The organism is Bradyrhizobium acaciae, assembly GCF_020889785.1.
Lineage (GTDB): Bacteria > Pseudomonadota > Alphaproteobacteria > Rhizobiales > Xanthobacteraceae > Bradyrhizobium > Bradyrhizobium acaciae.
Genome location: NZ_JACMYK010000021.1, coordinates 1 through 21309 on the forward strand (window position 1 = coordinate 1; position 21309 = coordinate 21309).

Below are 21309 nucleotides of genomic sequence, written 5' to 3' on the forward strand. Positions count from 1 at the left end.
CGCGACCGGCGGTGCCGTCGCGACCTCGGTTGACGGCGATGCGGTCGTCGCGGCCGCAGCATTTGGCGATCCCGGCGCGCCGCTTGAATTGGCTGCGCCGCTTGGAATGAACGAGAAATCCTCGGCCAGTGACGACGAGATCCACGGCACCTGTTCCTGCCGCGAGGCCCGGGTGACGCCGACGCGGGTGCGGTTCAGCGTCTCCTCGGCCATCAGATCGGGGGTGCGGATCTCCTTGAGGAGTTCCCGCACGAACAGGCTGCGGTCGCTGCCATTGTCCGAGACCACGGACGACAGCGCGGCCGAATACATCACCAGTGTTCCATTCGGTGCGATCACCGGAGCGAGGCCCGCCGAGAAGCTGCGGAAGCGGCGCTCGAACGGGTTGCGCCTGGAGGCGTCGATCAGGGCGAGCTTCACCCCGGCGCCGCGGCTGTTGATCTCGCCGAGCACGGTCTCGAGGCTGAAGCCGTCGCGGCGCACGTCGGCCTCGGCCCAGATCTGGGCATCGATCGGGATCATGTAGCTCTGCCGGTTCGACTGGATGCCGTAACCGGAGAAGAAGACCAGCGCGACCGAGCCGGGCTTGATCTTGCCATAGAGCCGGTCGAAGGCGCGGCGCATGCCGTCGCCAGTCAGGTTCTCGCCGACCTCGACGGTGAAGCCGTCGCGCTTGAGCTCGTCGGCGACGTCACGCGCGTCGTTGACCGGCTCCTTCAGCGGCGCATCGGCGTCGGGATATTTGGCGTTGCCGATGACCAGCGCGAAACGGTCGCCGGCGGCGAAGCACAGGGTGGGCGACGCGATTGAAAAAATCAGCGTGGCGAGCAAGGCAAGGCGGATTTTCATAATCGCGGCAAATCCAGATCGCGGCATTCCAGTGAAATGGCGCCGCTTCCAGCCTGCGCCACGGGGACCTTACTCTAGCGAAATCGCATTATCAAACCACGGCCAAACCCCCGTCAACGGCTTGCGGCAGCATCGTTTATCGCAGTGACATCAGCGGGACCGCAGTGCAACAGCGCGCGGTCATGGCGGCCATCGCCGTCGTGGCATGGTGCCGGCTCCTGCGAGCCGATAATGTGATCGCACTCACAGTGGCTTGGGCTGTCCTGTTGTCATGCGCTCGTCGCACTCCGCGCGGTTTGACCTTTGCGCGAGGCGATGGCTTTGTGTTCGGGACGGCAAGCCATTCAACAAGACCGCAAACAAGAGCGAAACCGATGGGAAACGCCTACGAGATCTACGCCCTGCGCTATGCGACGATGTCGCCGCGCACGCCCCACCTCAACTTCCTGGTCCCCGATCCGCACGACACGACCGCGCAGGATCTCGACTATTTCGTCTGGCTGATCCGTGGCCATGGCCGCGACATCCTGGTCGACACCGGCTTCAACGCCGAGGAGGCCAAGGCGCGCGCCCGCAAGCTGACGCTTAACCCGGTCGACGCGCTGGCCGGCTTCGGCGTCAGTGCCGATGCAATCCGCGACGTCATCGTCACCCATCTGCATTACGACCACGCCGGCAATCTGGATCGCTTCCCGAACGCCAAATTCCATCTGCAGGAACGCGAGATGAGCTACGCGACCGGCCGCTGCATGTGCAACGGCATGCTGCGCCATCCGTTCTCCATCGAGCATGTCACGCAGATGGTGCGCCACGTCTATGGCGAGCGCGTCACCTTCCATTCCGGGGATGGCACGATCGCGCCCGGCGTCACCGTGCATCGCGTCGGCGGCCATTCCGATGGCCTGCAGGTGGTTCGGGTCGAGACCGCGCGCGGTCCGGTGGTGCTGGCGTCCGACGCCGCGCATTACTATGCGAATCTGCACAGGAAGAGCCCGTTCCCGATCGTCTACAATGTCGGCGACATGGCGCAGGGCTGGGAGACGGTGGAGCGGCTCGCCGGTCATCCCGACCGCTTCATCCCCGGTCACGATCCGATCGTCAGCGAGATCTATCCGCACGCCAGCGACAAGGTCGATGCGTTCGCGCTGCATCTGGCGCCGTCGCGGTCGTTCGCGAAATAGCCTCGCCGATCCCGGCGGGGCCCGTCCGCAACACGTCAAGAAACGTCAAAAGAAGAAGCGATATGACTGATCACAAAACTCTCGGATTCATCGGCCTCGGCGTGATGGGTGAGCCGATTTGCCGCAATCTGGTCAAGAAGAGCGGCAAGCGCGTCGTGGTGTTCGACCTTTCGGCCGAACCGCTGGAGCGCGTGCGCGCAGACGGCGCCGAGATCGCCGGGGCGGTCGCCGATGTCATCAAGCAGAGCGATGTGCTGTTCCTCTGCCTGCCGAGCGCCAAGCACGTGCGTGCGGTGTTCGAAGGCGACGGCATTCTGAAGAATGCGAGGGCTGGCCAGATTGTGGTCGATCTCGGCACGTCTTCGGTCAGCCAGACCCGCGATTTCGCCGGTCAGTTGCAGGCCAAGGGCGCGGCCTGGGCCGACGCGCCGATCGCGCGCACCCGGCAGGCGGCGCAGGACGGCACGCTCAGTGTGATGGTCGGCGCGGTGCCCGCGCTCTATGCCGCGATCGAGCCGCTGATCCGCTGCTTTGCCACCGACGTCACCAATTGCGGCGATGTCGGCGCCGGGCAGGTGACCAAGATCCTCAACAACATGGTGCTGTTCGAGACCGTGAACGCGCTGTCCGAGGCCGTCGCGGTGGCGAAGCACAATGGCGTCGATCCGAAACTGCTGCTGGAAACCCTGTCAAAGGGCTCGGCCGACAGCTTTGCGCTGCGCAACCACGGCATGAAGGCGATCGTGCCGGGCGTATTTCCGGAGCGCGCGTTCTCCACCGAATATGCGCTGAAGGATCTGTCCTACGCGCTGGAGCTCGCGGCCGACGCCGGCATCAGGATTCGTGGTGCGGAGCTGATCGGCACGGTGCTGCAGGAAGCGATCGACAGGGGATCGGGGGACAATTATTTCCCGGTGATCGCCAAGCATATCGACGGGGCGTAGTGCAATATTTCACGCCAGCATTGCGCGCGTAGTCCCGTCACCGTCATGCTGAGGAGGCCGCGCAGCGGCCGTCTCGAAGCACGACGGCCCGACTGTGGCCGTGCATCCTTCGAGGCTCGCCCAGCGGCGCAATTGCGCCGCAAGGCTCGCACCTCAAGGATGACGGGTTTGGGTGGCTATGCTCGGAAGCGAGCCGTCCTAATACACGTCCTTCGCGTCGGCCTCTTCGCTGGTCTGCACCAACTCGAGGCTGGTCTCGACCTTGCCGAGCAGGCGTCCGAGGTCGCGCCGTTCCTGCGCGGACAGGCAGGACAAGATCTCCTGCTCCTTGCGCAGCAGGCGCGGGATCAACTCTTCATACAGCGCCTGGCCCTTCTTGGTCAGCCGCAGGCGGAATTCGCGGCGGTCGTCGGCGTTCTCGACCCGCTCGACGATCTCGCGTTCCATCAGCGCCGATACCGCGCGGCTGATGGTGGATTTATGCGTGCGGGTGCAATGCGCGATGTACTGCGCGCTGCAGGGATCGCTGCGGAAGCCGAGCGTCGCGAGCACCCGCCACTCCGGAATGTCGAGGCCGTAGCGCGCCTGATATTCGCTCGACAGCGCCGAAGACACTTCGGCCGCCAGCCGGTTCAGGCGGAACGGCATGAAATGAAAGAGATCGAGGCGCTTCTTCGCCGCCGCGACGTCGTCGCGTGCGTCCGCTTCCACGGCGCTTCGCGGCCGCATCGGAGGCTGGCTTGCAGAGGTCCTGGCCAAAAATTCCTCCAATTTGAGTTGACGTCGGGCCCGACTGGGAGTTTAAGATAGTTGCAGATGCGACTAATTTAGCAAGGCCGCGGCCGGCTCGCAAGGTCCTGGTCGCAAACCGGTCACGCAAGCCGCAGCCAAAAGCCGGCACAAGGGAACATCCAGGGTCACGCAATGGCATCAGCCAATACGGCACGGGCCAAAACCCAGTTCGGCTATCGCCGTCACCCCGACCAGGAGCGGTCGGGCGCCAACGTCGCGGAGCATCCGGTCGTGGTGGTCGGCGCCGGGCCGGTGGGGTTGTCGCTGGCGATCGACCTTGCGCAGCGCGGCCAGCGCGTGGTGCTGCTCGACGATGCCGACCGGATCGGCGAGGGCTCGCGTGCGATCTGCTTCTCGAAGCGCTCGTTGGAGTTCTGGGATCGCCTCGGCGTCGGCGATCGCATGGTCGAGAAGGGCGTGGTGTGGAGCGTCGGCAAGATCTTCCACGGCGCCTCGCAGCTCTATCAGTTCAATCTGCTTCCCGAGGAAGGCCACAAGCGGCCCGCCTTCATCAACCTGCAGCAGTTCTATGCCGAGGCCTATCTGGTCGACCGGGTCGAGCAGCTGCCTGAAATCGATCTGCGCTGGCGCAACAAGGTGATCGCGCTGGAAAGCCGCAACGATGGCGTCGCGCTGACGATTGCGACCCCCGAAGGCTCCTACCAGGTGCACGCTTCGTTTGTTGTCGCCTGCGACGGCGCCCGTTCCTCGCTGCGGCAGATGGTCGGTGCCGATTTCGCAGGGCAGGTGTTCGAGGACCAGTTCCTGATCGCCGACGTCAAGATGACCGCCGCATTCCCGACCGAGCGCTGGTTCTGGTTCGATCCGCCATTCCATGCCGGGCGCTCGGCGCTGCTGCACAAGCAGCCGGACGACATCTGGCGGATCGATCTGCAACTCAATCCCGATGCCGATCCGGTGGCGGAGAAGCAGCCCGAGAATGTCCGGCCGCGGATCGAACGCATGCTCGGGCATGACAAGTTCGAGTTCGAATGGATCTCGCTCTACAAGTTCCAGTGCCGCCGGATGGCCAGGTTCATCCACGGCAGGGTGATCTTCGCGGGCGATTCCGCTCATCAGGTTTCGCCGTTCGGCGCGCGCGGCGCCAATTCCGGGCTCGAGGACGCCGAGAATCTGGCGTGGAAGCTCGACCGCGTGCTGCGCCAGCTCTCGCCGGAAGGCTTGCTGGAGACCTATCACATCGAGCGCAGCGCGGCGGCGGACGAGAACATCCGCGAGTCCACCCGCTCGACCGACTTCATGGCGCCGGCGACGCGGCAGGAGGCGCGGCTGCGCCAAGCCGTGCTGTCGCTCGCAGAGGATACCGAGTTCGGCAAGCGCATGGTCAATGGCGGCCGTCTGTCGGTGCCGTCGGTCTATGACACGCCGCTGTCGAGCGAGGACCACGACGACTGGCGCGGCGGCCCGCGGCCCGGCGCCTCGATGCTGGACGCGCCGGTGACCGAGCAGGGCGGTGGTTCCACCTATCTAACCGAGGCTTTCATCAGGCAGGGAACGCGCTTCACGCTGCTGGAGTTTGGCAATGGTGCTGATGTCGATGTCCCTGACGGCGTCGGCAGCATCCGGATCGGCGGCAACGGCGGGCTGATCGACGCGCACGGCCTTGCCGGCAAGCGCTACGATGCCGAGCCCGGCACCGCCTATCTGCTGCGGCCGGACGGTTATGTCGCCGCCCGCTTCCGCAACGCCGCCCGGCCGGCGCTCGATGCGGCGCTGGCGCGCGCATCAGGCGTGAACTGAGGAGCAGTCATGGCGCTGTCGACCAGTTCGAATTTCGCAAAGCCTGACGACGCCTTCCGCGCCATCGTCGAGGCGCACCGCGGCCTCACCGACGCGCAGAGCGCCGATCTCGATGCCGCGCTGGTTCTGGTGCTCGCCAATCACATCGGCGATCTCGACGTGCTGCGCGAGGCGATCGCGCTGGCGAAGCGGCGGATGCTGGACGCCAGCCAGCAGCAACAACAGCAACAACAATAATACGGGCCAAGCCTGGATGATTTTGAATCAAATCGAACGGCAGCTTCCGCTTCACCTCGCCCCGCCTGCGGGGAGAGGTCGGAACGCATCGTCAGATGCGTTCCGGGTGAGGGGGAGCTTCCGCGGACGCATCTGTCACCGTTTACGCGGAGACAGCCCCTCACCCCAACCCTCTCCCCGTAAGAACGGGGAGAGGGAGCGCATGCAGACAGGATTGAACTGATGGCCAAAGGTTTCGCATCGACCACGGATCTCGCCGAGAAGAAAGTTACGTTCTCCGAGATCGGCACCGATCTCTACGCCTTCACCGCCGAGGGCGATCCCAACACCGCCGTGATCGTCGGCGAGGACGGCTGCCTGGTGTTCGACGCGCAGGCGACGCCGGCGATGGCCAACAAGGTGATCGAGCGGGTCAAGACCGTCACCGACAAGCCGATCAAATATGTCGTGCTGTCGCATTATCACGCCGTGCGCGTGCTCGGCGCCTCGGCCTATCACGCGCAGGGCATCGTCGCCTCGCAGGAGACCTATCGCCTGATCGAGGAGCGCGGCCAGCAGGATTGGGATTCCGAATATGGCCGCTTCCCGCGCCTGTTCCAGGATGCCGCGAGCATTCCCGGCCTGACCTGGCCGACGCTGACTTTCGAAGGCGAGATGTCGATCTATCTCGGCAAGCGCGAGGTGCGGCTGATGCAACTCGGCGCCGGCCATACCTCGGGCGATATCGTCGCCTGGGTGCCGGACGCGGAGGTGATGTTCTCCGGCGATCTCATTGAATACCACTCGGCCTGCTATTGCGGCGATGCGCATCTGCGCGAATGGCCGATGACGTTGAACGAGATCCGCGCCTTCAATCCGAAAGCGATCGCGCCGGGCCGCGGTGACGCGCTGAAGGGGCTAGAGACCGGGCGCGATGCGATCGCGATGACCCGCGACTTCGTCACCACGCTTTACGGTGCGGCGGAGTCTTCCGTCGCCAAGGGCCGCAGCCTGAAGGAATCGATGGCCGCGACGCGCGAGGTGATGGATCCGAAGTTCTCGAAGTTCGCGATCTACGAGCACTGCCTGCCGTTCAACGTTTCGCGCGCCTATGACGAGGCGTCCGGGATCGACGATCCCGTGATCTGGACCGACAAGCGCGACCAGGAAATGTGGGCCGCCCTGCAAGGAGGATCATGATGAACATCAATACCTCGCCTGATCAGATCGTTCGCAGTTCGGGGCAAGTCACGCCGGGCTACATGTCCGGCTTCGGCAACAGCTTCGAGACCGAGGCGCTCCCCGGCGCGCTGCCGATGGGGCGCAACTCGCCGCAGCGCTGCGCCTACGGGCTCTATGCCGAGCAATTGTCCGGCTCGCCGTTCACGGCGCCGCGCGGCACCAACGAGCGCTCCTGGCTGTATCGGATCCGCCCGTCGGTGCGGCATTCCGGCCGCTTCGCCAAGGCCGATGCCGGGCTGTGGCGCACCGCGCCGTGCCACGAATACGACATGCCGATCGCGCAGCTGCGCTGGGATCCAGCGCCGATCCCGAAGGAGGACATGACCTTCCTGCAGGGCGTGCAGACCATGACCACGGCGGGCGATGCCAATACGCAGGCCGGCATGGCGGCGCATGTCTATCTCATCACCAAATCGATGGTCGATCAGCATTTCTACAATGCCGACGGCGAGATGATGTTCGTGCTGCAGCAAGGCAATCTGCGTCTCGTCACCGAGTTCGGCCGCATCGATGCCGAGCCGGGCGAGATCGTCGTGATCCCGCGCGGCGTGAAATTCCGCGTCGAGATTCCGTCAGGACCTGCGCGTGGTTATCTCTGCGAGAACTACGGCGGCGCCTTCACGCTGCCGGAGCGCGGCCCGATCGGCGCCAATTGCCTGGCCAATTCGCGCGACTTCCTGACCCCGGTCGCCAGCTACGAGGACAAGGACACCCCGACCGAGCTCTACGTCAAATGGGGCGGCTCGCTGTTCAAGACCACGTTGCCGCATTCGCCGATCGATGTGGTCGCCTGGCACGGCAATTACGCGCCCTACAAATACGATCTGCGCACCTTCTCGCCGGTCGGCGCGATCGCCTTCGATCATCCCGATCCTTCGATCTTCACGGTGCTGACGTCGCCGTCGGAGACCGCCGGCACCGCGAATATCGACTTCGTGATCTTCCCGGAGCGCTGGATGGTGGCCGACAACACCTTCCGCCCGCCGTGGTATCACATGAACATCATGTCCGAGTTCATGGGCCTGATCTACGGCGTCTACGACGCCAAGCCGCAGGGCTTCGTGCCGGGCGGCGTCTCGCTGCACAATATGATGTTGCCGCACGGCCCCGACCGCGAGGCCTTCGAGCATGCCAGCAACGGCGAGCTGAAGCCGGTGAAGCTGACCGGCACGATGGCCTTCATGTTCGAGACCCGCTACCCGCAACGCGTCACCCAACATGCCGCGACGTCGTCGACGCTGCAGGATGATTACGCCGATTGCTGGAAGGGGTTGGAGAAGAAGTTCGACCCGAACAAGCCGTAGAGATTCATGTCGTCATGGCCGGGCTTGACCCGGCCATCCATCTTTTCAAAGAGCGATGGATCGCCGGGGCAAGCCCGGCGATGACGAGTTAGTCACTGGAGAAGCACCGTGCCCCATTCCAACGACCCCAAACTCCGCTCCTTCATAGACGTCGCGCCGACCTCCGACTTCCCGATCCAGAACCTGCCCTATGGCGTGTTCTCGTCGAAGGATGGGCTGGCGCCGCGCGTCGGCGTTGCGATCGGCAACTATGTGCTCGACCTCTGGGAGCTCGAGCAGGACTCGCGGCTCGATGTCGGGCCGCTCGGCGTGTTCTCGCAGCCGTCGCTGAACGCCTTCATGGCGCTCGGACCGAAAGTGTGGTCGGCGACGCGGGCGCGGATCAGCGAGCTGCTGCGCTCCGATCATCCCGAGCTGCGCGACAACAAGGAGCTGCGGGCGCGGACGCTGGTGCCGATGGCCGACGTCAGGCTGCACATGCCGTTCGCGGTCTCGGGCTATACCGATTTCTATTCGTCGAAGGAGCACGCCACCAATGTCGGCGTCATGTTCCGCGGCAAGGACAATGCGTTGCAGCCGAACTGGTTGCACATGCCGATCGGCTATAACGGCCGCGCCTCGACGGTTGTGGTCGGCGGCACCAAGGTGCGGCGGCCACGCGGCCAGCTGAAGCCGCCGACCGCAGAGGTGCCGAGCTTCGGTCCCTGCAAGCGGCTCGACTTCGAGCTGGAGATGGGGGTCGTCGTTGGACAGGCGTCTGCGATGGGCGAGATGCTGACGGAGAAGCAGGCCGAGGAGATGATCTTCGGCTTCGTCATCCTCAATGACTGGAGCGCGCGCGACATCCAGCAATGGGAATACGTGCCGCTCGGGCCATTTCAGGCCAAGGCGTTCGCGACCTCGATCTCGCCGTGGGTGGTGACGCGCGAGGCGCTGGAGCCGTTCCGCATGCAGGGCCCGAAGCAGGAGCCGGAGCCGCTCGCCTATCTCAAGCAGGCCCAGCCGAACAATTACGACATGCGGCTCGACGTCGCCTTGCGCGCCGGTGCGATGAACGAGGCGAAGACGATCTGCAGCACCAATTTCAAATACATGTACTGGTCATCGGTGCAGCAGCTCGTGCATCACGCATCATCCGGCTGCGCGATGAATGTCGGCGATCTCTTGGGGTCCGGCACGATCTCCGGTCCGGAAAAGCACCAGCGCGGCAGTCTGCTCGAAATCAGCTGGAACGGCACCGAGCCGATCGAACTCGCCAGCGGCGTGACGCGTTCGTTCCTGGAGAACGGCGACTCGCTGGTGATGCGCGGCTGGTGCCAGGGCGACGGTTATCGCGTCGGCTTCGGCGAGGTCGAAGGCACGATCGTCGCGGCGGAGTGACGCATCCGTCATTGCGAGCGAAGCGAAGCAATCCGCGTATGACGATGGATGGATTGCTTCGTCGCTTCGCTCCTCGCAATGACGAAGAAAGCTCAACGATCCTCCGGCCTGATATCGCGCAGCCGGGCCGAATGCGCCGCGCAGTCATCAAGGCTGTATTTCAGATGCACCCGCTTGTCCGACGGCGGCTGGTTCACGGTGCAGACGCCCGGCCGCCATGCCTTGGCGGGGCGGATCGGCCGCGGCGCGAAGCCGCCGCCGCAGTTCGGGCAGACATTGCCGAGCTTGGTCTCGGCGCAATCCGCACAGAAGGTGCATTCATAGGAGCAGATCCGCGCGTCAGCGCGCTCGGTGGCAGGTCCTTGTCGCAATATTCGCAGTTCGGTCGCAGCTGCAGCGCCATGATCGTCTCACTAGCCGGATGTTGGAGGAATGATCGCAGGCCGAGCCGCAAAAGCGAATGACGGAATTCCCTCGATTTGCGCCATCACGCCTGCAGCGATTTCAGCGGCAGCTTGGTGCTCTCCTTCAGCCGATCGAGCACGATCGATGAGCGCACATGCGCCACGCTCTGGTGCGGCATCAGCACGTTGTTGACGATGTCGGACAGGCTCTTGAGGTCGCGTAGCATCACCTTGAGCACGTAGTCGGCGTCTCCGGTCAGCGCATAGGCCTCCTGGATGTCGTCGACGCGGTTGACCAGCTCGCGAAACCGTTTGGCGTTGTCGGGCGAGTGGGTCGCCAGCGTAATGTGGATGAAGGCGATCAGGCCGAAGCCGAGCGCCTCGCCGGCGAGGTCGGCGTGGTAGCCCGCGATCACCTTCTCCTCCTCCAGCCGCATCCGCCGCCGCGAGCATTGCGAGGCCGACAGCCCGACGAGCTCGGCCAGCTGCTGGTTGGTCAGCCGGCCGTCGTCTTGCAGGGCGGCGAGCATCTTGAGGTCGAAGGCGTCGACGTCAGGCATGCGAGAAATATCCATTTCATGCACGGATCGTGCGCAAAACTAGCAAATCAGAGACCACTTTGCACGCACGTTGCGCATCAGATGACGGAAACTGGTCTCCAGACAAATCAGGGAGTTGCCGCCATGGGTCCGTTTCCGCACGATGCGCCGCCGGCCGAAATCAGCGCCGACAACCCGATGGGCACCGACGGCTTCGAGTTCGTCGAATACGCCCACCCCAATCCCGGCGAGTTGCACGCCTTGTTCAAGCTGATGGGCTTCGTCGCGGTCGCGCGGCACAAGACCAAGGCGATCACGGTCTATCGCCAGGGCGACATCAACTATCTCGTCAATGAGGAGCCCGGCAGCCACGGCTTCAACTTCGTCGCCGCACACGGCCCCTGCGCGCCGTCGATGGCGTTTCGCGTGGTCGATGCCAAGCGCGCCTATGAGCGCGCGATCGCGCTCGGCGCGGAGCCGGCGGATGTGTCATCCGCCGAGAAGACGCTCGACGTGCCTGCGATCAAGGGCATCGGCGGCAGCCTGCTGTATTTCGTCGATCGCTATGGCGCCAAGGGCTCGGCCTACGATACCGAGTTCGAGTGGCTGGGCGCTGCCAACCCGCGTCCCGCGGGCTCCGGCCTCTATTACATCGATCACCTCACCCACAACGTCCATCGCGGCCGCATGGATGTCTGGACCGGCTTCTACGCAAAACTGTTCAACTTCCGCCAGATCCGCTTCTTCGACATCGAGGGCCGCGCGTCCGGCTTGTTCTCGCGCGCGCTGACCAGCCCGGACGGCAAGATCCGGATTCCGATCAACGAGGACGCCGGCGATTCCGGGCAGATCGAGGAATACCTCAACATTTATCACGGCGAGGGCATCCAGCACATCGCCTGCGGCGCGCGCGACATCTATTCGACAGTCGAGACGCTGCGCGCGGACGGCCTGCCGTTCATGCCGTCGCCGCCCGACACCTATTTCGAGCGGATCGATGCCCGCCTGCCCAAGCATGGTGAGGACCTCGCGCGGCTACAAACCAACGGCATCCTGATCGACGGCGAGGGCGTGGTCGAGGGCGGCCAGACCAAGGTGCTGCTGCAGATCTTCTCGGCGAACGCGATCGGGCCGATCTTCTTCGAATTCATCCAGCGCAAGGGCGACGACGGCTTCGGCGAAGGCAACTTCAAGGCGCTGTTCGAATCGATCGAGGAAGACCAGATCCGCCGCGGGGTGTTGAAGGTCGATCACGCGGCTTAGCTGCTCAGGGGCAGTTTGCCGGCGCAAGACCAAAAGGTGTCGTCCCGGCGAACGCCGGGACCCATACCGCGGAATCTATCAAGTGTGCCGGGGTGGCCGTCCCGCGGAACGATTGTGCACAACAACTACGCTTCGGGGTTATGGGTCCCGGCGCGCGCTCGCTCCGCTCGCTTGTCCGGGACGACGGCGGAGACTATTTCCACGCTGCCGTCACATCCTCGATCTTCGCCATTTCCGGCTCGCGGATTGCCGACGGCGTGCGCGAGAAGCGCGGCGCGGGGGCGGGCTGGGTGACGCCGTGACGCTCGACGAACACCTGGCGTGCCGCCATGTGCGGATGCTTCGGGGCTTCCTCCATGGTCAGGATCGGCGCGAAGCAGATGTCGGTGCCTTCCATGATCGTGCACCAGTCCGCGCGCGATTTGGTCTTGAACACCTTTTCCAGCTTCGCCTTCAGCGCCGGCCAGGCCTTGCGGTCCATCTGCGCATCGAAGTCGGCGTCGGTGAGATCTGCGTGCTTGCGCAGCAGCGCGTAGAACTGCGGCTCGATCGAGCCGATCGAGATGAAGTTGCCGCATGAGCATTCGTAGACGCCGTAGAAATGCGCGCCGCCGTCCAGGAAATTCTGGTCGCGGCCGCCGCTCCAGCGGCCCTGTGCGGCCATGTCGTAGAACATCGACATCAGCGAGGCCGCGCCGTCGCACATCGCGGTATCGACCACCTGTCCCTTGCCGGACTTCTGCGCTTCCAGCAGAGCTGCAAGCACGCCCACCACGAGGTACAGCGCGCCGCCGCCGAAATCGCCGACCAGGTTGAGCGGCGGCACCGGCTTCTCCTTGGTGCCGATCGCAGCCAGCGCGCCGGTGATCGAGATGTAGTTGATGTCGTGGCCGGCGGCATTCGCCAGCGGGCCTTCCTGGCCCCAGCCGGTCATGCGACCAAACACCAGTTTGGGATTGCGCGCGAGCACGACGTCAGGGCCGAGGCCGAGGCGCTCCATCACGCCGGGGCGAAAGCCCTCGATCAGCGCGTCGGCATGGCTGAGCAGTTCGAGCACTTCAGCGATCGCCGCCTTGTTCTTGAGGTCGAGCTCGATGACCTTGCGGCCGCGGGTTGCGACCGCCTTCAGATTCTTTCCCGCGCCGACCCGGTCCAGCGTGATGACCTCGGCGCCCATGTCGGCGAGCAGCATGCAGGCGAACGGGCCGGGACCGATTCCGGCGAATTCGACGATGCGGAAGCCTGTGAGCGGGCCCGAGGTGCGAGCGGCGGTTTGGGAGGCGGGCTTATCGAGCACGTTGTTGTTCCGTTGTTGCTGTAGGGAAGTGATCGAAGGGTCTTTTCAGCGGCGGTTCGGCGCGCAAGGTGGCACGCGGCTGCCTTTTGGGGGCGCGGGCGGCAGCCATGGCGATGGTGTTCGTCTGTTCTGCCGAACGTCATGGGTCCTCTCCCCGGGGCCGTCCACCTGACGGTATTTTTAATTAGCTGATTAGCTAAATTCTCTCGCCTAATGGGGGATGTGGCAAGCCTTTTCGGCTGGAATGCCAGCAAAACGCGAACGGCGCGCATCGCTGCGCGCCGTCTGCATAGGTTCCGGAAGGATAGAGGCTAGCCGGCGGCGGTCACCGCGCGCTGACCCATCACCTTCACGAGGTTCGCGCGGTAATCCGCCGAGCCGTGGATGTCGGCGAGCAGGCCGCTTGCCGCAATCGTCACGCTGTCGAGCGCTGACGCCGCCCAGTTCGCCTTCAGCGCCTGCTCGATCGGGCCGACCCGCATGACACCACTCTGCGATGCGCCGGTTGCGGCGACGCGGACGTCGCCCGCCTTGGTCTTGGCGACGAACACGCCGGTCAACGCGAAGCGCGAGGCCGGGTTCGGAAACTTCGCATAGCCCGCCTTGGCCGGAACGGGGAACGACACCGCGGTGATGATCTCGCCATCCTCGAGTGCCGTCGAGAACAGGCCCTTGAAGAAGTCCTCCGCCGCGATTGACCGCTTGTTGGTCTTAATCGTCGCGCCAAGCGCCAGCACCGCCGCCGGATAGTCCGCCGCCGGGTCGTTGTTGGCGAGTGAACCGCCGATCGTGCCGCGATAGCGCACGGCGGGATCGCCGATCTCCGACGCCAGACTGGAGAGCGCGGGGATCGCCTTCTTGACCGCATCGCTTTGCGCCACATCGTAATGCGGCGTCGCGGCCTTGATGGTGACGGTGTCGCCGGACACGTCGATGCCGATCATGTCCTTGATCTTGGCGACGTCGATCACGTCGGATGGCGCAGCGAGGCGCTGCTTCATCACGGGGAGCAGGGTCTGGCCGCCGGACAGGAACTTGGAGTCCGTGCCCTTGGCGAACTGCGCCACGGCATCGTCGATCGAGGATGCGCGGTGATAGTTGGTCTCGTACATCGTATCCTCCCTCAACCGTGAATGGCGTGCCAGACGCGATCGGGCGTCGCCGGCATTTCCAGCTTGTTGTTGCCGATGGCGTCCGTGATCGCGTTGATCACGGCAGCAGAGGCGCCGATTGCGCCGGCCTCGCCGCAGCCCTTGACGCCGAGCGGGTTGCCCGGACACAGCGTCGTGGTGTGGGAGAGCTGGAACGACGGCAGGTCGTCGGCGCGCGGCATGGTGTAATCCATGAACGACGCGGTCACGAGCTGACCGGTGTCGTCATAGACCGCGCCCTCGAGCAGCGCCTGGCCGATGCCCTGCGCGAGGCCGCCATGGACCTGGCCTTCGACGATCATCGGGTTGATCAGCCGGCCGAAATCGTCGGCTGCGACGAAGTTGACGAAGGAGGTCTTGCCGGTGCCGGGATCGACCTCGAGCTCACAGATGTAGGCGCCGGCCGGGAAGGTGAAGTTGGTCGGGTCGTAGAACGCCGTCTCCTTCAGGCCGGGCTCCATGCCGTCGGGCAGATTGTGCGCGGTGTAGGCAGCGAGCGCGACCATCGGCAGTGCGATCGCCTTGTCGGTGCCGGTGACCTTGAACTCGCCGTTCTCGATCACGATGTCGCTCTCGGATGCCTCGAGCGCATGCGCCGCGATCTTCTTGGCCTTGGCCTCGACCTTCTCCATCGCCTTCACGATCGCCGCACCGCCGACCGCGATCGAACGCGAGCCGTAGGTGCCCATGCCGAACTGCACCTTGTCGGTGTCGCCATGGACGATCGAGACCTGGCTGATCGGCACGCCGAGCCGCTCTGCGATGATCTGGCAGAACGTCGTCTCATGGCCCTGGCCGTGGCTGTGCGAGCCGGTGAGCACCTCGATGGTGCCGACCGGATTGACGCGGATCTCCGCCGATTCCCAAAGGCCGACGCCGGCGCCGAGACTGCCGACCGCCTTCGACGGCGCGATGCCGCAGGCCTCGATGTAGCAGGAGACGCCGATGCCGCGCAGCTTGCCATCGGCTTTCGCCTTGGCCTTGCGGGCCGGGAAGCCGGCATAGTCGATCGCCTTCATCGCGGCATCGATCGAGGCGTGGAAGTCGCCGATGTCATACGCCATGATCACAGGCGTCTGATACGGGAACTGGTTGATGAAGTTCTTCTTGCGCAGTTCGGTCGGATCGACCTTCAGCTGCCGCGCCGCCGTCTCCATCATCCGCTCGAGCAGGTAGCTCGCCTCGGGGCGGCCCGCGCCGCGATAGGCGTCGACCGGCGTGGTGTTGGTGTAGACGCCGATCACCTCGGCATAGATCGCCGGGATCACGTACTGGCCCGACAGCAGCGTCGCGTAGAGATAGGTCGGGACCGCCGACGAGAACAGCGACATATAGGCGCCGAAATTGGCGTGGGTCTTTACCCGCAGGCCAAGGATCTTGTTGTCCTTGTCGAACGCCATCTCCGCCTTCGAGGCATGGTCGCGGCCATGTGCGTCGGTGAGGAATGCCTCAGAGCGATCGCCGGTCCACTTCACCGGACGATTGACCTTCTTCGAGGCCCACAGCGCCACCATCTCTTCCGGATAGATGTAGATCTTGGAGCCGAAGCCGCCGCCGACGTCGGGCGCGATCACGCGCAGCTTGTGCTCGGGTGCGATGTTGTAGAACGCCGACAGCACGAGGCGGGCGACGTGCGGATTCTGCGACGTGGTGTAGAGCGTGTAGTGCTCTTCGGCCTGGTCGTAATGTGCGACCGCGGCGCGCGGCTCCATCGCATTCGGCACCAGGCGGTTGTTGGTGAGTTCGAGCGTCACCACATTCGCCGCCTTGCTGAAGGCGTCGCCGACTGCGGCTTCGTCGCCGATATGCCAATCATAGACGATGTTGCCGGGGGCTTCCGGATGCAGCTGCGGCGCGCCCGACTTGATCGCGGCCCTGACGTCGGCCGCCGCGGGAAGCTCTTCGTAGTCGACGACGACGGCTTCGGCCGCGTCCTTGGCCTGGTTCTTGGTCTCCGCGATCACGACTGCGACGGCCTGTCCGACGAAGCGCACGGTTTCCGGCGCCATCGCCGGCCACGCGCCCATTTTCATCGGCGAACCGTCCTTCGAGGTGATTGCCCAGCCGCAGATCAGATTGCCGACCTTGTCGTCGACGATCTGCTGTCCGGTCAGCACCGCGATCACACCGGGCATCTTCATGGCCTCGGTGGAGTTGATGCCCTTGACCTTGGCATGTGCGTGCGGGCTGCGGATGAAGTGAGCGTAGCTCATGCCGACCATCTTAACGTCGTCGACGTAACGTCCTTGTCCGGTGATGAACCGGCGGTCTTCCTTGCGCACGACGCGTGCACCAATTCCTTCAACACCCATGGTCTAGTCCTCCCGACCGGAGATTCGATTTGCCGCCGTTTCCATCGAGATCGGCGGTGATGAGCTTGATCGTATGCGTTGCGTCAGCTGCTATTCGGCGGCCTGCGCGACCTTCATGCGGCCGGCAGCGTCGAGCACCGCCTTGACGATGTTGTGGTAGCCGGTGCAGCGGCAGATGTTGCCTTCGAGCTCGTGACGAACCGTTTCCTCGTCGAGCTTGCCGCCAGATCCTTGAGAATGATGGCGGTGCACGATGTCGACCGCGGACATGATCATGCCGGGGGTGCAATAGCCGCACTGCAGGCCGTGGTTGTCGCGGAACGCGGCCTGCATCGGGTGCAGCTCGTCGCCCTTGGCGAGGCCTTCGATGGTGGTGACGTTGGAGCCCGCCGCCTGGCCGGCCAGCATGGTGCAGGACTTGACCGCCCGTCCATCGACATGGACGACGCAGGCGCCGCACTGGCTGGTATCGCAGCCGACATGGGTGCCGGTGAGGTTCAGGTTTTCGCGCAACAGGTGCACGAGGAGGGTTCGGTCCTCAACGTCGACCGAGACCGCCTTGCCGTTTACCGTCAGTTTGACTGTAGACACGCGTTTCTCCCAATAGCTTCGTTATGGGCCCAGTAGACCACGCTTCACGGGGGGCGTAACCGCGATCAAAGTCGTAGTTGCGGCCGTGTCATGAAGGCGCCGGGCAGTGCCTGCGATCCTAGCAGGCAGCCGTTCAATGGGCAATTTGCCAGCGGCCAGTGGCGTGCTCCGGCACGATGGATTGGGTGGCGGTGCGAGGGATTCGGCCGGCTGATCCTAATTGCGCCATGTCAAAAACCACCGCGACGACTGCTACTACCTTCCGCCTATAACGGCAAAAAAGCGTTGCTGGCATTTTCATCGCCGACATAGCGACTGAAGATCGCTGGTTCACGAATTGGGTAGTGAGACGCGGCGCGCGATGAATCCATCGCGGCAACGAAACCATATTGGAGGAAGCCAATGAAGCTGAGGAGCGGGATTTTCTTTGCCGGCGTGTCGCTGGTCGCCATGGTCATGGCAGGCATTGGTGCGTCGAGAGCGAATGATTCCGTCGTGAAGGCGGCGTCCGATCCGAACGGATGGGCGATCGCCGGCCACGATTACGGCAATACGCGTTTCAGCCCGCTGAAGCAGATCAATTCCGAGAATGCCGGCAAGCTTCAGCTCGTCTACTCGCTGTCACTTGCGTCGTTGCGCTCCAACGAATCGTCGCCGGTCGTGATCGGCAAGAACCTGTACGTGTCGACCTCGTGGGGTCCGAAATACGTCTATGCGATCGACGCCGCGACCGGCGCACGCAAATGGACCTGGCAGCCCGACATTCCGGATGACGTGCTTCAATATGCCTGCTGCGACGTCAATAACCGCGGCGTGTCCTATGCCGACGGCAAGATCTTCGTCGGCCGGCTCGACGGCAAGCTGACCGCGCTCGATGCCGAGACCGGCAAGGAGCTCTGGACCTCGACCGTCGTCGACTACAAGCAGGGCTCGGTCATCACCTCGCCGCCGCTCATCGTCCGCGACAAGGTCATCACCGGCTTCGGCGGCGGCGAATACGGCGTCCGCGGCGCGCTGCAGGCCTTCAACCTCAAGGACGGCAAGCTGCTCTGGCAGACCTTCACGGTGCCGGCGCCGGGTGAACCCGGCAGCGATACCTGGAAGGGGGACACCGGGCTGCATGGCGGCGGCGCCGCCTGGCTGGTCGGCTCCTACGACGCCAAATCCGACACGGTCTACTGGGGTACCAGCAATCCGGGGCCGTGGAATACGGGTGTGCGCTCCACCGGCGACGGCAATTTCGGCAAGCTGACCAACCTCTACACCGCCTCGACGCTGGCGATCGATCCCAACACCGGCAAGATCAAGTGGCACATCCAGGGCACGCCGGCCGACGCCTGGGACTACGACGGCGTCAACGAACTGCTGCTCGCCGACCTTAAGATCAAGGGCGCCGAAACACCGGTCCTGATGAAGGCGGACCGCAACGGCTTCTTCTTCGTGGCCAACCGCGAGACCGGCAAGGTGATCTCGGCCGAGAAGTACGTCTTCGCCAATTGGGCCAAGAAGTGGGACATCAACACGATGCGGGCGGAAGAGGACCCGGACAAGCGTCCGGGCCCCGGCCATCCCGCCAAGGACATCTGCCCGAACCTGATCGGCGGCAAGAACTGGCAGCCGATGTCGTTCAACCCGCAGACCGGCCTCGTCTACATCCCGAGCAACAATGTCTGCATGGACTGGTCGGTCAGCGACGTGAACTACAAGCGCGGCGTGTTCTATCTCGGCGCCGAATTTCCGACCAAGCCGGGTCCCGGCGGCTTCCTCGGCGAGCTCGTGGCCTGGGATCCCGTGGCCAACAAGAAGGTATGGAGCATCAAGGAAGACCTGCCCTTCAACGGCGGTACGCTGACGACCGGCGGCAATCTGGTGTTTTCAGGCAATCTGCACGGCGACTTCCGCGCCATCGATGCCAAGAACGGCAAGGTGTTGTGGAGCAAGAACCTCGGCAGCGGCATCGGCGCCGGTCCGGTGACCTATTCGGTCGACGGCAAGCAGTATGTCGCGATCGTGGTCGGACGCACCGCGGCGCTGCCGGCCTTCCTCGGTGACATCGGCAAGAAGATGGTCGCCGCGGCGCCGGAAGGCGGCTCGCTGTTCGTGTTCGCCCTGCAGTAACCACCGTCACGAGGAGGCAGCCTTGTCCGCGTCCCGCATCAAGTCCAATGAAGTGCCCAGCTCTGCGCGCAGCGCACGGTCGGGAAAGGCGATCCGGACCGTGCTGCTCTCCGCCACCCTGCTCTCGCCGGCCTTCCCGGCCGGCGCGGAGGAGGCCAAGCCGCCGCTGCGGCTCTGCGCCGATCCGACCAACCTGCCGTTCTCGAGCGACGAGCCGGGTAAGCCCGGCCTCTATCTCGAGATCGGCCAGGCGGTGGCCGAGAAGCTCGGCCGCACGGTGAGCTATAATTGGTACAAGTCCTATTTCGGCAAACGCACCGTGCGCGAGACACTGCTCAGCAAGCAGTGCGACGCCATGGTCGGCCTGCCCTTGATCGAGGACTTCATGGGGCCGGCGGTGATCTTCTCGAAGCCGATCGCCCATGAAGGCTACGCGCTGGTCGGCGCCAAAGATCGCAAGCTTGCCGGAATCGACGACCTCAGGGGATTGCGGGTTGCGGTGCAATATCAATCGACGCCGCAAAACCTGCTGGCGATGCGCGACGATATCCAGAAGGTCACCGTGCTCAGCCCGGAGGAGGGCATGACGGCCCTCGAACAGGGCAAGGTCGATATCGCGTTCATCTGGGCGCCGGTGGCGGGCTGGCTCAACAAGACCAGCTACGGCGACAAGTACCAGATCGTGTCGACCGAGGGCGACGGCCTGCTCTGGGCCACCGCGATCGGCTTCGCCAAGCCGTCCGGCGCGCTGCGCGATGAGGTCGACGGCGTGCTGCCGTCGCTGCAGCCGGAGATTTCGGCCCTGTTTGCCAAGTATGGTGTGCCGAACGGCGCTCCGGTGAAGTTCGGCCAAATGGTCCCGGCGACGACGTCGTCCGTCGGGGCGAGCGAGCCGGTCACGGTCGGGCAGGCGACGGCGGCCGAGAAGCCGGTGCAGACCGCCGCGGCTGCCGGGGACGTCAACGCGGGTCGCGAGGTGTTCAACGGCACCTGCGCCCATTGCCACGGTCCGGACGCGGTGCAGGCTGAGCGAAAGATCGACCTCAGGCTGCTCAAGAAGCGCTATGCTGACGACATGGAATCGACATTCTGGAAGACGGTCCATGACGGGCGGCCGGCCAAAGGCATGCCGGCATGGAAGGATGTCTTCAGCGACGACGAGCTCGGAAACGTATATGCCTATCTGCAGAGTGTGCAGGATACCGGCGGGTCGAACTAGCTGCCGCTACCAGCAGAGAGCAGTGCGAGGGTCCTCATGATGGGGTTCCTGATCATCGACGATCACCCCCTGTTCGGGGAGGCGCTTGGCAACGCCATCCGCATCTCGCATCCCGATGCCCGGATCTATGAGGCCACCTCGATCAAGGGGGCCCTTAGCATCCTTGCCAGCGAGCCGAATATCGATCTGGCGCTGCTCGATCTGCTGCTGCCCGACGTAGTCGGCTTCTCCGGCTTCCAGAAGATCAGGGACCGCTATCCGCGGCTGCCGATCGCCATTGTCTCCAGTGAAGAAGACAAGCACACCATCCGTGAGGCGCTGGAAATGGGCGCGGTCGGCTATCTGCCGAAATCGACCTCGCTCGGCGAGCTGTCGCAGGCGATCGCGCGCGTGCTGAGCGGATCGGTCTCGGCGCCGCGGGATTTCGTCGCGGTCGGCGCGCTGGATCATTCCGAGACGGCGCGGACGCTGCGCGAGCGGATTCAGAAGCTGACGCCGCAGCAAATTCGCGTGCTTCATCTGATCGTCCGCGGCCTGCAGAACCGCGAGATCGCCTCCGAGCTCAAGCTCGCGGAGTCCACGGTCAAGGCGCATGTCACCGAGATCCTGCGCAAGCTGAAGCTGTTCAGCCGCAACAAGGCGATCATCGAGCTTGGCAAGATTCCGCTTCCGGTCCTCGAAGCCAGCTCGGGTGCGAAGGCGGAGAAAACGCCCTAGCTTGCTGCATTGCGAGGCGAACGCATCCG

The 21309-nt window shown here is 64.4% G+C and carries 18 protein-coding genes and 1 pseudogene; 11 read left to right on the forward strand and 8 right to left on the reverse strand.

From position 1 onward, the window contains the following. On the reverse strand, positions 1-849 hold an 849-nt coding region (locus H8A92_RS11780), incomplete at its 3' end, for a caspase family protein (RefSeq protein WP_229195955.1). A gap of 374 nt (positions 850-1223) precedes the next feature. Here H8A92_RS11780 and H8A92_RS11785 point away from each other — a divergent pair. Together H8A92_RS11785 and H8A92_RS11790 are read left to right on the forward strand one after the other, a co-directional pair. Next, complete coding sequence (locus H8A92_RS11785) at positions 1224-2030, forward strand: N-acyl homoserine lactonase family protein (protein ID WP_229195956.1); 807 nt, start codon at positions 1224-1226, stop codon at positions 2028-2030. Between the two features lie 8 nt (positions 2031-2038). After that, positions 2039-2974 carry an NAD(P)-dependent oxidoreductase gene (locus tag H8A92_RS11790; protein WP_338026533.1) on the forward strand — a complete coding sequence of 312 codons (936 nt, stop codon included), beginning with the start codon at positions 2039-2041 and terminating at the stop codon, positions 2972-2974. Between the two features lie 198 nt (positions 2975-3172). Here H8A92_RS11790 and H8A92_RS11795 read toward each other — a convergent pair whose 3' ends face one another. Next, on the reverse strand, positions 3173-3703 hold the full coding sequence (locus tag H8A92_RS11795; RefSeq protein ID WP_229195958.1) for a MarR family winged helix-turn-helix transcriptional regulator: 531 nt from the start codon (positions 3701-3703) through the stop codon (positions 3173-3175). A 195-nt stretch (positions 3704-3898) separates the two neighbouring features. Between H8A92_RS11795 and H8A92_RS11800 the strand changes: the two genes are divergently transcribed. The 5 genes from H8A92_RS11800 to fahA all read left to right on the forward strand — a co-directional run bounded on the left by H8A92_RS11800 (position 3899) and on the right by fahA (position 9669). Continuing rightward, positions 3899-5527, forward strand: coding sequence for an FAD-dependent oxidoreductase (locus H8A92_RS11800; protein WP_229195959.1), 1629 nt, complete (start codon positions 3899-3901; stop codon positions 5525-5527). Between the two features lie 9 nt (positions 5528-5536). After that, positions 5537-5764: a DUF2783 domain-containing protein gene (locus H8A92_RS11805; RefSeq protein ID WP_038385743.1), complete on the forward strand. Its 228-nt coding sequence runs from the start codon at positions 5537-5539 to the stop codon at positions 5762-5764. Positions 5765-5986: 222 nt separating this feature from the next. Continuing rightward, positions 5987-6943 (forward strand): MBL fold metallo-hydrolase, encoded by a 957-nt coding sequence (locus H8A92_RS11810; RefSeq protein WP_229183687.1) that lies wholly within the window; start codon positions 5987-5989, stop codon positions 6941-6943. Continuing rightward, positions 6943-8289: a homogentisate 1,2-dioxygenase gene (hmgA, locus tag H8A92_RS11815; RefSeq protein ID WP_229195960.1), complete on the forward strand. Its 1347-nt coding sequence runs from the start codon at positions 6943-6945 to the stop codon at positions 8287-8289. The genes H8A92_RS11810 and hmgA overlap by 1 nt, the downstream gene beginning before the upstream one ends. 108 nt (positions 8290-8397) lie before the next feature. Further along, positions 8398-9669: a fumarylacetoacetase gene (gene fahA / locus H8A92_RS11820; protein WP_229195961.1), complete on the forward strand. Its 1272-nt coding sequence runs from the start codon at positions 8398-8400 to the stop codon at positions 9667-9669. A 92-nt stretch (positions 9670-9761) separates the two neighbouring features. On the opposite strand, the pseudogene H8A92_RS11825 reads toward fahA, so the two are convergent. Both H8A92_RS11825 and H8A92_RS11830 read right to left on the reverse strand, forming a co-directional pair. Then, positions 9762-10072, reverse strand: a pseudogene (locus H8A92_RS11825) (DUF1272 domain-containing protein). Positions 10073-10156: 84 nt separating this feature from the next. Further along, positions 10157-10633, reverse strand: a complete 477-nt coding sequence (locus tag H8A92_RS11830) for an Lrp/AsnC family transcriptional regulator (protein WP_229195962.1) — start codon at positions 10631-10633, stop codon at positions 10157-10159. A 123-nt stretch (positions 10634-10756) separates the two neighbouring features. Here H8A92_RS11830 and hppD point away from each other — a divergent pair, with 123 nt between their 5' ends. Next, positions 10757-11875 (forward strand): 4-hydroxyphenylpyruvate dioxygenase, encoded by a 1119-nt coding sequence (gene hppD, locus H8A92_RS11835; RefSeq protein WP_229195963.1) that lies wholly within the window; start codon positions 10757-10759, stop codon positions 11873-11875. Positions 11876-12068: 193 nt separating this feature from the next. Here hppD and H8A92_RS11840 read toward each other — a convergent pair whose 3' ends face one another. The 4 genes from H8A92_RS11840 to H8A92_RS11855 all read right to left on the reverse strand — a co-directional run bounded on the left by H8A92_RS11840 (position 12069) and on the right by H8A92_RS11855 (position 17226). Next, entirely contained in the window at positions 12069-13172 is a 1104-nt protein-coding gene (locus H8A92_RS11840) for a CaiB/BaiF CoA transferase family protein (protein ID WP_229195964.1), read from the reverse strand. 311 nt (positions 13173-13483) lie between these two features. Continuing rightward, positions 13484-14284, reverse strand: coding sequence for an FAD binding domain-containing protein (locus H8A92_RS11845; RefSeq protein ID WP_229195965.1), 801 nt, complete (start codon positions 14282-14284; stop codon positions 13484-13486). Between the two features lie 11 nt (positions 14285-14295). Continuing rightward, on the reverse strand, positions 14296-16635 hold the full coding sequence (locus tag H8A92_RS11850; RefSeq protein WP_229195966.1) for a xanthine dehydrogenase family protein molybdopterin-binding subunit: 2340 nt from the start codon (positions 16633-16635) through the stop codon (positions 14296-14298). A gap of 90 nt (positions 16636-16725) precedes the next feature. After that, a complete protein-coding gene (locus H8A92_RS11855) occupies positions 16726-17226 on the reverse strand; it encodes a 2Fe-2S iron-sulfur cluster-binding protein (RefSeq protein WP_163159693.1) in 501 nt (166 codons plus the stop codon). Positions 17227-17628: 402 nt separating this feature from the next. Here H8A92_RS11855 and H8A92_RS11860 point away from each other — a divergent pair, with 402 nt between their 5' ends. The 3 genes from H8A92_RS11860 to H8A92_RS11870 are packed head-to-tail and all read left to right on the forward strand — an operon-like array spanning position 17629 to position 21280. After that, positions 17629-19344: a PQQ-dependent dehydrogenase, methanol/ethanol family gene (locus H8A92_RS11860; protein ID WP_229195967.1), complete on the forward strand. Its 1716-nt coding sequence runs from the start codon at positions 17629-17631 to the stop codon at positions 19342-19344. A gap of 22 nt (positions 19345-19366) precedes the next feature. Next, positions 19367-20563, forward strand: coding sequence for a c-type cytochrome (locus H8A92_RS11865; protein ID WP_229195968.1), 1197 nt, complete (start codon positions 19367-19369; stop codon positions 20561-20563). 36 nt (positions 20564-20599) lie between these two features. Next, entirely contained in the window at positions 20600-21280 is a 681-nt protein-coding gene (locus tag H8A92_RS11870) for a response regulator (RefSeq protein WP_229195969.1), read from the forward strand. Positions 21281-21309 lie beyond the last annotated feature (29 nt).

What these genes read in the sequence shown, in the direction of transcription:
- H8A92_RS11795 (WP_229195958.1), bottom strand. Translation starts at nt 3,703, where the DNA reads ATGCGGCCGCGAAGCGCCGTGGAAGCGGACGCACGCGACGACGTCGCG.
- H8A92_RS11800 (WP_229195959.1), top strand. Translation starts at nt 3,899, where the DNA reads ATGGCATCAGCCAATACGGCACGGGCCAAAACCCAGTTCGGCTATCGC.
- H8A92_RS11805 (WP_038385743.1), top strand. Translation starts at nt 5,537, where the DNA reads ATGGCGCTGTCGACCAGTTCGAATTTCGCAAAGCCTGACGACGCCTTC.
- H8A92_RS11845 (WP_229195965.1), bottom strand. Translation starts at nt 14,284, where the DNA reads ATGTACGAGACCAACTATCACCGCGCATCCTCGATCGACGATGCCGTG.
- H8A92_RS11830 (WP_229195962.1), bottom strand. Translation starts at nt 10,633, where the DNA reads ATGCCTGACGTCGACGCCTTCGACCTCAAGATGCTCGCCGCCCTGCAA.
- H8A92_RS11850 (WP_229195966.1), bottom strand. Translation starts at nt 16,635, where the DNA reads ATGGGTGTTGAAGGAATTGGTGCACGCGTCGTGCGCAAGGAAGACCGC.
- hppD (WP_229195963.1), top strand. Translation starts at nt 10,757, where the DNA reads ATGGGTCCGTTTCCGCACGATGCGCCGCCGGCCGAAATCAGCGCCGAC.
- H8A92_RS11860 (WP_229195967.1), top strand. Translation starts at nt 17,629, where the DNA reads ATGAAGCTGAGGAGCGGGATTTTCTTTGCCGGCGTGTCGCTGGTCGCC.
- H8A92_RS11810 (WP_229183687.1), top strand. Translation starts at nt 5,987, where the DNA reads ATGGCCAAAGGTTTCGCATCGACCACGGATCTCGCCGAGAAGAAAGTT.
- H8A92_RS11870 (WP_229195969.1), top strand. Translation starts at nt 20,600, where the DNA reads ATGATGGGGTTCCTGATCATCGACGATCACCCCCTGTTCGGGGAGGCG.
- hmgA (WP_229195960.1), top strand. Translation starts at nt 6,943, where the DNA reads ATGAACATCAATACCTCGCCTGATCAGATCGTTCGCAGTTCGGGGCAA.
- H8A92_RS11785 (WP_229195956.1), top strand. Translation starts at nt 1,224, where the DNA reads ATGGGAAACGCCTACGAGATCTACGCCCTGCGCTATGCGACGATGTCG.